Origin of the sequence: Halodesulfovibrio marinisediminis DSM 17456 (genome assembly GCF_900129975.1) — a bacterium.
Lineage (GTDB): Bacteria > Desulfobacterota > Desulfovibrionia > Desulfovibrionales > Desulfovibrionaceae > Halodesulfovibrio > Halodesulfovibrio marinisediminis.
In genome coordinates this window covers 481,557-493,907 of the sequence record NZ_FSRG01000005.1, presented here as the reverse complement: position 1 = coordinate 493,907, position 12,351 = coordinate 481,557, and the positions used below count along the sequence as shown (strand labels likewise).

The window sequence follows — 12,351 nt, the reverse complement described above, 5'->3', positions numbered from 1 at the left end:
ATCTATGCCTTGCCACCTGCAAAGTAAAATTCAAAGAATTAACCTTCTTCATGAAAAAATTTTAAGTAAAAACTTTATTCAATAAAATCAGGACAAAAAAACAAATGGGATCTAAAATTCATTTCATAACTTAAACAAAAAAAGGCTGTGCACCAATTGCACAGCCTCTCTATACATTACATACGGGCTTGCCTAACGACAATACGAAGCACCCGTTGAACGTTCAAAGTTCATTAACTGTTATTCATCCACAGCAAAATATGCTCATTCTGATGAAGGAGATCAGCAATGATCGCATGTCCCTCTTCACTTGGATGAACTCCATCTGACAAATTATTCAAGTATGGTTCATGCTGTGCAAGTTTGGAATAAATATCTACATAGGCAATATCATAGTCTGCACACATATCGAGATACGCTGCGGAAAGCTCGCCAATCCGCTCTCGATGCTCAATATTCACAACAGGAAACGGGCTTACCATGACAACGTTTTTCTTACCGTATGTTTCCACTGCATCCACAAGAATGGCACGAGCATTTTCTACGGATTCTTCAGTGGAAATATTTTGCTGACCTGACGGGGTAGTAGCCATATCCACAACCCCAAAGGTGAATAATAACCGCGGCTTGCTCTCAGGAATGAGTCTTGCTTCTACTTCAGACTTCCACCGCTTAGAAATTGCTGCACTTGAGTGCTTTCGTGCGCCTAAATTATAAAACGTAGCAGGAGGTACTGGAACACCAGATACCAAGCTTAACTGTCCAATCCACCCACGTAATGACGGATCGTTCACACCGAGAGTTAAAGAGTCGCCAAAAAAGAAAAATGTTTTCATACTCTCTCCTGTTCCAATCCTAACTCAAAATTAACGTAGTATTCAAACCCTCTGTCTGGCAGTACGTACAGTGCAGAGTTTTCCCCTTCATATACTGCTACTGCTGATAAATACGAATATTGCTCACGCACAATATGAAAAAATGAGCATGGCAGCACAGCAGTGGGGATTATCCAATACTGTACTTAACGCTATTCTCAAGCAATTGTCTAGCCACTCAATATCAATATCATTTTTTTGTTACGTTCTGTCGGTATCTTACAGCTCTTCTTCTCCACTTTATTGATACACATCTTTCAAACCAAGAGCGCCGCTCTGCAATACATTAGTACTGCATTCTTATGTTAAAAATGCGTCACTGAATGCATCAGCACTTTGGATCACAAATTGTGACCATGAAATTCATACTAGTGAGGAAGGATTTACACTTATAATTAGCCTAGCGGATACAATAAAAATCAAGAAACGATTCTTTACAGTATATTATGAAATATTCTTGGAATTCAAACAGGTTCCTGAACTTTTCTACCCTTGACAGCACACGGCAAAATACTTACCAAATTTATCGGGATACCACACCCCCAAATACTTTTTCAGGACACCAACATGAGCCAAGCAACAGACGAAAATATCAATCGCGTTAACAACTACGTTACAAAATATTGCAGAAAAACAGGGCTTACCACTCACTCAATGCCTGAAGTTACAGAGGCAGTTGTAACTGGCCTTGCGCACAATATTGAAACATTAGGTAAACCTCTCTGTCCATGCCGCTTTTACCCAGACAAAGCAGAAGAAATTAAAAGCCGTACATGGCTTTGTCCATGTACCGACATGAAAAATTACAAATACTGCCACTGCATGTTATTTGTAAACGAAGACGGCATGCCAGTAACTGAGCACCTTCCAGAAGATCATGAAGGTCTCACAACTTACGGTGTAACAAAAGACCCTGCACCAGAAAAATACAAAGCGCCGAAGTAAGATTTTCTTATATTTGAATTCAAAAGTCCCCGATAGGCATGCAACTATCGGGGACTTTTTATTACTGATTAGCTTGCTATTCTAACTCATGCTTATTCATACTATGCAAGTTCAACATAGATGAAAACTCGTTCCGCAACACCTTCCTTTCAAGCTACCAGCATGACGCACAGTGTCGCTGCCTCAAAAAAAGAGGCTCCCACCACAATGATAGGAGCCTGCATACCATATGATTAGCGGCAGACAATACTGCCGTAAAAGCTCTAATATTTTGCATCAAGCTTGTCTGTGTTGCAAGCAACTTTTATCTAAAACTTGCCGCATCCATGTTAAGACGCCCTAGGATTTTCTGAAGTGCAACACGGGATAAACCAGACATCCGAGCAGCTTCCGAGATATTTCCTTTTGTGCTTTTAAGTAGTTCAGACACATATGCTTGCGTAAAGTCGTCGATAACCTTGTTCTTTGCTTCCTTGTACTGAGTTATACCGGACGAATCACTTTCTACAGTTGTAGCGGTCGTCAAAGTACCACTATCCACAAGTCGTACCACACTCATATCCACGGTCTCTCCAGAGCAAAATACGGTCAACCGGCGAACATAGTTTTGCAACTCGCGCACGTTCCCCTGCCACTGTTTTGTAGAAAGGAATGTAAGCACATCCGGCGCAATGCTTTTTTCCGGCAACCCCATTTCCTTACAAGACTGACGTAAAAAATGATGCGTCAGCAAAGGAATATCTGTCACACGCTCCCTAAGTGGTGGGATAGTCACAGTGAGAACATTCAAACGGTAATACAAATCTTCACGGAACGCTTTATCCTGAATCCGTTTTTCCAGTTCCTGATTTGTAGAAGCAACCACACGAACATTTACTTGCTCATTGTAGTTTGCACCTACAGGACGCACCTCGCCCTCCTGCAAGACTCGAAGTAATTTCGTCTGCACTTGAAAGGAGATATCGCCAATCTCATCCAAATGCAGTGTCCCGCCGTCTGTTGTGGCAAAAAGCCCTTTATGATCTTTATCAGCGCCTGTAAACGCACCCTTCACATGTCCGAACAACTCACTTTCAAGCAATTGTTCTGGAATTGCAGGACAGTTAACGCTTAAGAAATTTTTATCAGCACGGGTACTCAATTGATGAATCATTCGTGCAACCATCTCTTTACCAGTTCCGGATTCACCACGAACCAATACGGTGTAATCAGAATGCGCAACAGCCTGAATGGATAGCTTAAGCTGCTGCATGGCAGGAGACTCACCAATAAGCTCACCCGAAGCTCCAAAAGAGCGCACCTGCTCTTTCAGCTGCCTATTCTCATTCATCAAGGTTGCACGTTCCTGACTTTTTTCCACAACTCTGAATAGTTCAGCAGGTTCAACAGGTTTAGTCAAAAAGTCATACGCTCCATGCTTAACCGCCTGAACAGCTGTTTCAATGGTGCCATGAGCAGTAAGCATAACCATTGAAAGATCTGGACGCTGCTCCAGGGCAAGGGGGAGCAGATCCATGCCGGTCATCCCCGGCATAAGCATGTCAGTCAGCATAATATCCACATGCGTTGATTTCAAAACCTCAAGCGCGTCTTTGCCAGTATGGGCAAGCACCACCTCAAGGGCAGGAAACTTACGTCCAATAAGACGCTGTAACCCACGTGCAAAATCCTGCTCGTCATCCACGAGCAAAATAGTTTGTTTTACTCCAGCTTGTTCCACGACTATTCTCCAAGCTCACATGATGTTGCAACCGGAAGCTGCACAACAAATTTCGCCCCGCCAAATTCAACACTTGATGTGGCTTCAACCTTTCCGCCAAGATCAGTAACCATGCCATACACAATGGCAAGGCCCAACCCTGTACCGGAACCCGGACCCTTTGTTGTAAAGAATGGATCAAAAATTCTATGCATATTCTCCGGTGAAACCCCTTCACCGTTATCTTCAACGCTCAGCACAACTGCACCATCCTGCTGAACTACACTCAGATGAATATGGCCGTTATGTTCTTCAACAGCATCGAGTGCATTCAAGACAAGGTTAGAGAGAACCTGCTCCAACTCCTGCTCACCCATTGCGGCAAATAAATGCTCAGCCAAAACGGACGACGTAAGTCCGACGTTCTTTGTTGCTGCCTGAACAGAGAACACTTCTGTAATACTTTGAACAACATGAGCCACATCTGAAATACCTTTACGGCTCACTTTAGGACGGGCAAAATCGAGCAAATCACGCAATACACGCTGCGCATGGCGTGTGTGACGCAGGATAATATCAATATCCTGATTTTGCTGAGCATCCTCAGCATCACCCTTCAACAGCTCTGCGTAACAAAGAATAACGCCAAGCGGGTTATTGATCTCATGCGCCAGTCCAGCCGCGAGTTTACCAATCGTTGCCAGTTTCTCATGTTGCTGCATCTGCGCGAGCATACGTTTTTCTCGAGTAGTTTCACGCACATGCACAACGACTCGATCAGGCAAATTGTTTCCCTGAATTACAGGATAAATTCCCATGGAAAAAGTACGAGTATCATCAATAACTACTTCATCAACGAACGGAACCTTACGGGAAAGAGCAAGCTGCATAGAACAGCCGTCTGATGCATTGTAATCTGAAAGCATGGAAAGAATATTGCCGCTGGTATCACGACCGGCGCTTAATTCTGCCGAGAGGGCACATGCAGCCTTATTCGCAGTAAGCACGTTACAGGATGCATCCATCAGTACGAGAGGGTCTGTAATACCTTCTACGATAGTCTGCAGTGTCTGCATCTGACGCATCATATTATCAAGCGCCACAAGGTTCTCCCCTGCTGCACCGAGCTGTCGACCTAGAGCACGCATTAATCCGTGATCCTGCAATCTGACATACCGAGCGTCACTCCAGTACAGAATCAACACCCCCTCGGCGTTGCCTGCACTGGATTCTACTGAAATAATGATACGGTTATCTTCAAATTTGATTCCGCTTTCTGTGATGATATCAAGCCAATCTTCAGGGAGTGTCTGCGCCTCTGCGCCGCGCGGCCAAGAATAGCTATTATTGGAAGCAAACGTACAGATATATGTAACTGTTGTAGCTCGGAAACGATTACCAATTTCCGGCATGGCAAGGTTCAGCAATTCGCCGCGAGAACGACTTTTCTGCATGAGGGAAAGCATGGTGATAAACAACGCAACATCAGAACGACGTTCTAAAGCCTCGTGTGTCAGTTCCTGCGTACGTTCATCTACCATTGTGCGCAGGTTTTCCGCATATTCTTTAAGCTGAGCACGAGCAGAGAACAGGTGGTTATTTAACTCAAGAAGTCCTGATTCTAACTCCTCAATTTCATCCTGCTCTGCGATAGTATCAAGTAGGTCTGCACCGCCAGTCTCTTCAAGGTTCTTGCGGAACACCTTGGAAATTCGTTTAATATTGTCCACAACAAGCACTTTAAACAGCACGTTTGTGGTGGAGAAAAAGACAATCGCGCCAACTACGAAGAATGCAAAATAGCCGATAATCGTCTTTTGCAGTTGGCCGAGACTTGCCATTACATTAATGCCCACCAAATCTACGCCACCGATGGAATCAACTTCTTTGTTAAAACCACGCTCACCGTATTGTCGGACAACTTCGACAGGAGCATCGTTAATATCACCGTGACAACGCATGCAACTTTCAACATACGCAACCGGACGCGCCATAACGTAATAGCGCTGTCCTGCAATTTCTTTGTAGCCCTTCCAGAGCCCCTCTGAAGGGTGTTTACTGAAATAATCCACAAAACCGCGCTCCAACGTGTTTGCTTCAAATTCCGGATTACGGGAATCAATAGCTACACGGCGATATAAATATCCCTCTTCTCCCTTAAACCGCTCCATAACACTTCGAGAAATGTACGAAGAACTCATGGCCTCAATAATAAAGGTTTCAGGGATCATCTCGTACATTTTGGGACGCAGCACCTTCCGCACATAGTTCTGCACCGCATCCACCTGCGTGAACGTCAGGGTCGCTTTCGCCTCAACTTCATCTTCCAGTACGGTACGCATATGGATGTAGAAGCCGATAGCAAAAATTATCCCGAGCACAAGCGAGGCTACAGCAAGCCCACCAAGGAACTGCTTCTGCAAAGAATACGGTTTACGAAAAAGCATAGAAAAGTGTGTCTCCAGAAAATTTGACACTGAATATTGAGCAGCACAGCATCATGTTGTCCCTGCATACCATGGTATGCAGTTAAAGCCGGAAAAGGTACCGTAGCGCAGAAAGTATAGAGCTACAACTCCCGTGAAGCCCCTTTCCCAACTATGCATCTAACCCGTTAAAAATACATAAAGACCCCGTAGAGTGTGCACTACGGGGTCTCAGACAAAAAACAAGCCAAGGGATCTATTTCACTGCCGCATCCATCGAGCGGGGCATATGCTCGAATGTTGAACGGGCACCTAGATCTGCTTCGCCACAAACTTCAATATCAGTGTAGTAAAATTCACCTGTTTCAATCCCGCTATCGTCAATAAATTTTGCCATAGTAGCAAAGTCTTCTGAGCTTGCAGTAATAGCAGGACAAATAACATAGGTGAAAGACCAAAAGATTGCGATGCCGGCTAGAAGTTTGGTCCACCTATAAGCTGCGCTTGTCTTATTAATTGTCATAATCCCATTCCTTATGCGGTGTAGCTGCACCGGAGAGGGTGAAAATTTTTTTTTTGCGTAATAGCGGGAGAGGCCATTGGCCTCCCCCACTGTATAGGCATTTAGATTTTTGCGGTAATTTCTGGGAATACCACGTAGAACATGATGTATGCCATGGTGAGAGTCAACACGAGGTTGAGGGACTGACCACAAACGTACAGGATGAGTGGCTTACCGCCTTTAAAGTAACCTGCAAGCTCGCGGAAGTTGGTAGCAAGACCAATTGCTGCGAAGCTGAGGCAGAAGAACCAACCGCGGAAGATTTTAGAGAAGCCGCGGATTACACCATGGTCAACCATCGCAAAACCTGCGTCGGAACCAAGAGAGGTGTAGATGGTTGAGAAGATTACAGAAGCGATAACGAAGCCAATAACGAATTTAGGGAAGCGGTGCCAGATTTCCATCCAGCCAACTTTTTTACCTGCTTCAGCTTCAACTTTGGTGCACCAGTAAACCGCTACGCAGAATGCAGTCACACCAATAAGTACGTTCTGAATCATTTTAATTGTAGCAGCAACGAACATTGCTTTCTCAGAAAGGAATGCGCCAGCAGCAGCTACAGCACCAGTTGCGTCAATGGTACCACCCATCCATGCACCACCGAGAACGTGTGGCATTGCAGTTGCTTTAATAACTGCAGGCATCACGATCATCATGATGGAAGTAAACACGAGGGAAAGACCAATTGAAAGAGTAAGTTCTTCTTTTTTCGCACGACAAGCAGCAGCGGTAGCAATAGCAGCAGAAGTACCACATACAGACATGTCAGCGGAAATTACCATGTTAAGAGTTTTAGAAGGCATCTTAATTACTTTCTGACCAAAGATGAATGTTGTGATCAGAACTACCGGGGTAACAACCCACGCTACAAAGATACCAGGAACACCAATCGCGATTACTTTACTGAAGAGAACTTCAGCACCGAGAAGTACGAGACCGGTTTTAATGTAGTATTCAACCTCAAGAGCAGGTTTGATCCACTTAGGAGTACCGACGGTGTTAGCAATAAGCATACCGATAGCAATAGCCCATGCAGCGTAGCCGATACCATAATGCTTCATAGTGGACTGATACCCCATAAGGTATGCAATAACACCTACAGCAAACACTGCGAAGAAACCTTTAAGGAATCCGCCAGCATCTTTACCCATGACTTTGATACCCACGGAGAACATAACTGCCATTGCAAGGCAGAGGCCAAGCAAGGATGGGAACAAGTTGTAAGGCTTATGTTTAATTTTCTTTTTAGCTTTTTGGGAAGCCTGACGATCTTTACGCCATGTAGCAATTTTAGAAATTGCTTCATCGTTAAGAGCAGCGTTTTTGAAAGATGCCTGTGCAGCGGCTTCCTGTGCAACAAGAGCAACCATTTTGGAAGCTTTGGTTTTAGCTGCTGCTGCTTCGTACTTAGGCTTGTACTTAGCGTTCAATGCATCTGCAGTAGCTTTATCCATGTAGAAAGCGTCAAGCGGGTTGTTGCTCCACTTTTTAGGCTTGCTGGTCCAGGACTTGATTGCTTTACCAATAGGAGAGCCAGTAGCTTTCAGCTTACCTTTGCTGTCCTGAGCTTCGTAATACGCAACAGTCTTAAATGGTGCGTAATCAGCCTGCTCCTGCATAATAGCATTTGCAGCTGAGATTTTCTGATTAAGATCTTTTGGTGGATTACTGAAGTAGATAAAACTACCAATAATCAAAATAAGAGCACCAAGCCAAATCGCCCAATAGTCTTCCTTAAGCCACAAGTCGGAGAAACTGGACTTCCCCTCATCAACCACGATATTTTTTTCTTCAGCCATTATGCATATCCTCCTTTGCAAATTGGCACTTCCGTCATCAGTACACCCCACGAAGAACCCCGCAGGTTTTACTGGCAACTAGCAAGGAGGATGCCATTTTTTCGACAAACAATAAGAACAATAAAATCAACATATTGAGAATATGTAAATTTTCCTGAACCTTCCTGTAAGAAAAATAGATGCTTACCTAAGTTTGCATACCCAAAGTACAAACCAGCACAGCCTGAGAACTTAACACAATAAAAACAAGCTATTATACAAAGTGCTAACAATACTTTGCAGCACAGTCGTGATCAGTATTTATTTAGTATGCAAGGTATGCAACAGAAACAAAACTCTTGTATTTCAAGGAGTAAAAACACCATAAGCGTTATCTCTAGACAGGCAATCACTTTACCACTATCAACAAACAAGTACTCACTTACTATTATCCCCATTTCAACGTCCTACTATCAGGTTACCAGCTATGACTTCCAAACGAAAACTTCTGCTTATTACTGTCATCCTTCTTGGCTCTGCAATGCTCATTGACTCATTTCTACTTATCGACCACAACAAAAAGCTCGCGGTAGAGATGCTCGAAGATGTCAATAAACGCGCCATCTCCGTCAACTGTGAAAAAGTAGACGCAGGAGTATTATCAATCAAATACAGTGGGCTTTCTATTCAGCCAAAAGGCAGCAACAATCCTCATGAAACCATCACAATAGACAGTATGACTATTGCGAAGCTTCCGTCACTCACAATGCTCATTTCGCGTGATATGAAACAGGGGAAAACCAGTATCAATTGCAACGGGGTTACTGTTCCCCTTAACCAATCTATGTCCAAGGAATATGGAGCGGGTGCACTGAAACTGAACTTTGCCGCGAGCTCTGACATTAATGACAGAGATGTTATGACAGCTGCAACAATAGACATCCCGGAAGTAGGAAGCATCACATCGGATATTTCACTTGATGTAGACCCGAAGCTGTATGAACTAAACGACAAAATCGATCAACGTACCCTCATCCGTTTCATCGCCCTTAAGGGATTCAAGTTTACACTGAAAAACAATGGCGGGGTTCAAGAACTACTAACCGCCGCACACATTCAAAAAGCCACAATTACTAAAGCAGAACGAGACATACATAAAATTTCTGCCGTAGATTATCAGGCAGATTTAAACAGCTTCATAGATGGCTCTAAAAAGTTATCTCTAGACTTTAGTTTCCCTGACAACAAAAGCGTCCCTTTGAATCAACTCTTCCTTGCAATGCTCTTTAGAAGCCCTGACGATCCGTCGAAAATCAAAATCACATCTTTCTAATAATAAAAAGAGCCGCCGTAATAGGCAGCTCTTTTTATTATTCACCCTTCACTAAAGGTTGTCCCTCATTATCCTGAGAAAGGCTAAACTCAACCTTGGAAGCATGGATGTTATTTTTGCGGAATGTCTTGATTATTTTTGACCGCACTTCGTGACCAAGTTCCCATGCAGCAGGCGGGTTATTCGCCCAAGCTACAACCCAGCATTTAAAACTTCGTTCTTCCATCCCTATTACCCAAAAACGGGGATCTTCATAATCAGCAAAATGATTGCAATTCACCACTTCACGCTTAACAAGTCGCTCTATTCGATCCAAATCGCAATCATATGAGACCATAAATTCAATATATACCCACTGATACAAGTCCGTTTTTGTATAGTTAATTATCTTTTGGGACAGCATCAAGCTGTTAGGAAAAATCACACGCTTCCAGTTCCAAAGCTTAAGAACGGTATGGATTGTGGTAATATCTTCAATGGTCCCGTAGTGGCCGTCAACAATCACCGTATCGTTCACACGAAACGGCTGTGAAAACGAAATAACCATCCCTGCAATGGTATTTTCGATAAGTGGGCGAGCCATAATACCCACAACAACACCGACAGATGCTGCGAAGACAGATATATAAGTCGCAGGAATGCTTCCAATATACGGAAAAATAAGCGCAAGTACCCATATGATAATAAGAGCAAACAAGGAAATGCGACGGATAATCGAGAACCGACTCTCAATTGACTCCAACGCTTTTTTACGTGCCCGTCTGTTGGGGCGATCCACAGGAGAATCTGTGGTTTTGGCTTGAAAATGACTTAGAGAGGAAATTCGCTGCTGTCGCTGTGACTCAGTCTTATCAATCTTATCTTTAGCCCATAAAATGGTCAGCACTCCAAGAAGTGCTGTTAGAAATGTCGCTACCGGGAGTTCCTGTAAGTATAAGAGTATCTCTTTAATCATATAGTCATACTAGCCTCACAGGACAGCGCACGCAACTTCTTTCCATGAAGGGGGAAAGACATTGCCATTGACCTCATAGCGTCTCTCCACTATTTCTTATTAGATATGCGACGCAATATTTTAGTAGTAGATAAAGACAACGGTTCCCTCGCAGCTCTTCCGAAACTTCTGAAGGCTGCGGGCTATGAGGTGATTCATGTTCACAACCACCATGAAACACGATCAACCCTTGCCCAAGAGCACTTTGCAGTAGTGATTGCCGGTCTGGAAGAGCATCACGCGCAAAAGCAAAGCCTGCTTAAATCCATCAAAGCATCCACACCGGAAACAGAGGTCATTTTGGTCTCCCGTGCTGCACGGGTTGATGCTGCCGTGCGCGCTATGCAAATGGGTGCCTTCCACTTTTTATCTCTACCGGAAAATCCAGCTGACCTTCTTGTTATTATTGAGAAGGCAATGGAAAAAAGCCTCCTGCAATCAGAAGTAAAAGAACTTCGTAAGATTCTTAAAAAACAGCAGACAATGCCGACCCTCATCGGCCAAAGCGCTGCCATGCAGGAGCTTAAAAAAGAAATTGCCCGCATTGCGCCTCTCGACTGTACCGTCCTGATTCAAGGAGAAACAGGTACCGGTAAAGAGATGGTCGCCAAAATGATCCACAAGCTCAGCTCGCGCGCGCATAAACGCTTCTATGCCATCAACGCCGGCGTATTCAGTGCAGAATTACTTGCCAACGAACTTTTCGGACACGAAAAAGGTGCTTTTACAGGTGCCCAGTCCACCAAAGAAGGGATTTTTGAAGCCGCAAACAAAGGTACGCTCCTTCTTGATGAAATTGGTGAGATGCCTGTAAACATGCAGGTTCAGCTCCTTCGTGTTCTTCAGGAGCGTACAATCACTCGCGTCGGTGGAACGTCTGACATCTCTATTGATGTGCGCGTAATTGCAGCTACCCACCGTAATCTGGAAAAACTGGTAGAGAAGGACCAATTCAGGCAGGATCTTTTCTACCGCCTCAACGTCTTCACTCTCCGCTTGCCAGCCCTACGCGAACGCCCTGACGACATTCCTCTGTTCTGCAACTTCTTTATGGAGAAGTACTCAAAAACATTCGGGAAAGAAGTCACAGGTCTTTCAGAAGATGCCATGCTTGCATTAATGCGTCATTCTTACCCGGGTAACGTACGTGAGCTTGAGAACATCATCGAACGCGCCGTTGTTCTCTGCGACAGTGGAACAATCCACCTCAATCATCTCCCTCAGGAATTTTCCACTGGTAGCAAAAAAACACGCAAAGCTCACACAAGCAATGCACACAGAACTCTTGCAGATGTCGAACAGGAACATATTACAAATGTGCTTAACAGCGTGGAAGGCAACAAGGCCAGTGCTGCCAAAATCCTCGGTATCGACAGAGCGACTCTGTGGCGCAAATTAAAAAAGTATTCTTTGTAAAATCAATCAATTAATTACCGGCTTTCTACCTGTTGCACTTTGCAACACGTTGCATTGTGCAACAATTCTCTGCATTCCCCTAAATGACAGCGGTTTTCAATTGCCAGTTTTCAAAGCGTTGCACTATGCAACGCTTTTATTTTTTAACAATTTCAACATCAAGATTTTTTATTTCATATATTTCAATGCATTATGCAAAAACATCTTTTTGGCACGGCATTTGGATATACATAATCGAACAGTAACTAGGCTCATTTGGACCTCCTCCAATTTGTCTATCCAGAAACGTAACTTCGTCGGCAACCGAATTACGTTGATCCACA

At 44.0% G+C, this 12,351-nt stretch carries 9 protein-coding genes; 3 read left to right on the top strand and 6 right to left on the bottom strand.

The genetic code is table 11. From position 1 onward, the window contains the following. Window positions 1–233: 233 nt before the first annotated feature. The gene (locus BUR09_RS10145; RefSeq protein ID WP_074216820.1) at window positions 234–836 is read right to left on the bottom strand and encodes a GDSL-type esterase/lipase family protein; all 603 of its coding nucleotides are present in this window, start codon (window positions 834–836) and stop codon (window positions 234–236) included. A 606-nt stretch (window positions 837–1,442) separates the two neighbouring features. Between BUR09_RS10145 and BUR09_RS10140 the strand changes: the two genes are divergently transcribed. Next, window positions 1,443–1,820 (top strand): ferredoxin-thioredoxin reductase catalytic domain-containing protein, encoded by a 378-nt coding sequence (locus BUR09_RS10140; RefSeq protein WP_074216819.1) that lies wholly within the window; start codon window positions 1,443–1,445, stop codon window positions 1,818–1,820. A gap of 304 nt (window positions 1,821–2,124) precedes the next feature. On the opposite strand, the gene BUR09_RS10135 is transcribed toward BUR09_RS10140, so the two are convergent. The 4 genes from BUR09_RS10135 to BUR09_RS10120 form a co-directional block, all read right to left on the bottom strand. Then, window positions 2,125–3,540, bottom strand: a complete 1,416-nt coding sequence (locus BUR09_RS10135; protein WP_074216818.1) for a sigma-54-dependent transcriptional regulator — start codon at window positions 3,538–3,540, stop codon at window positions 2,125–2,127. 2 nt (window positions 3,541–3,542) lie between these two features. Continuing rightward, the gene (locus BUR09_RS10130) at window positions 3,543–5,966 is read right to left on the bottom strand and encodes an ATP-binding protein (RefSeq protein WP_074216817.1); all 2,424 of its coding nucleotides are present in this window, start codon (window positions 5,964–5,966) and stop codon (window positions 3,543–3,545) included. A 235-nt stretch (window positions 5,967–6,201) separates the two neighbouring features. Beyond that, a complete protein-coding gene (locus BUR09_RS10125; RefSeq protein WP_074216816.1) occupies window positions 6,202–6,468 on the bottom strand; it encodes a hypothetical protein in 267 nt (88 codons plus the stop codon). Window positions 6,469–6,569: 101 nt separating this feature from the next. After that, complete coding sequence (locus BUR09_RS10120; RefSeq protein WP_074216815.1) at window positions 6,570–8,306, bottom strand: YeiH family protein; 1,737 nt, start codon at window positions 8,304–8,306, stop codon at window positions 6,570–6,572. Window positions 8,307–8,772: 466 nt separating this feature from the next. Between BUR09_RS10120 and BUR09_RS10115 the strand changes: the two genes are divergently transcribed. Further along, on the top strand, window positions 8,773–9,618 hold the full coding sequence (locus BUR09_RS10115) for a hypothetical protein (RefSeq protein WP_074216814.1): 846 nt from the start codon (window positions 8,773–8,775) through the stop codon (window positions 9,616–9,618). 37 nt (window positions 9,619–9,655) lie between these two features. Here the strand turns inward: BUR09_RS10115 and BUR09_RS10110 are convergent, their stop codons facing one another. Further along, on the bottom strand, window positions 9,656–10,573 hold the full coding sequence (locus tag BUR09_RS10110) for a mechanosensitive ion channel family protein (protein WP_074216813.1): 918 nt from the start codon (window positions 10,571–10,573) through the stop codon (window positions 9,656–9,658). A gap of 105 nt (window positions 10,574–10,678) precedes the next feature. Here BUR09_RS10110 and BUR09_RS10105 point away from each other — a divergent pair, with 105 nt between their 5' ends. Further along, entirely contained in the window at window positions 10,679–12,028 is a 1,350-nt protein-coding gene (locus BUR09_RS10105) for a sigma-54-dependent transcriptional regulator (protein ID WP_074216812.1), read from the top strand. The last annotated feature ends 323 nt before the right edge of the window (window positions 12,029–12,351 follow it).

Excerpts from the sequence above, each read along its gene's own strand:
- BUR09_RS10145 (WP_074216820.1), bottom strand. The coding sequence starts at position 836 with ATGAAAACATTTTTCTTTTTTGGCGACTCTTTAACTCTCGGTGTGAAC.
- BUR09_RS10130 (WP_074216817.1), bottom strand. The coding sequence starts at position 5,966 with ATGCTTTTTCGTAAACCGTATTCTTTGCAGAAGCAGTTCCTTGGTGGG.
- BUR09_RS10125 (WP_074216816.1), bottom strand. The coding sequence starts at position 6,468 with ATGACAATTAATAAGACAAGCGCAGCTTATAGGTGGACCAAACTTCTA.
- BUR09_RS10105 (WP_074216812.1), top strand. The coding sequence starts at position 10,679 with ATGCGACGCAATATTTTAGTAGTAGATAAAGACAACGGTTCCCTCGCA.
- BUR09_RS10120 (WP_074216815.1), bottom strand. The coding sequence starts at position 8,306 with ATGGCTGAAGAAAAAAATATCGTGGTTGATGAGGGGAAGTCCAGTTTC.
- BUR09_RS10115 (WP_074216814.1), top strand. The coding sequence starts at position 8,773 with ATGACTTCCAAACGAAAACTTCTGCTTATTACTGTCATCCTTCTTGGC.
- BUR09_RS10110 (WP_074216813.1), bottom strand. The coding sequence starts at position 10,573 with ATGATTAAAGAGATACTCTTATACTTACAGGAACTCCCGGTAGCGACA.
- BUR09_RS10140 (WP_074216819.1), top strand. The coding sequence starts at position 1,443 with ATGAGCCAAGCAACAGACGAAAATATCAATCGCGTTAACAACTACGTT.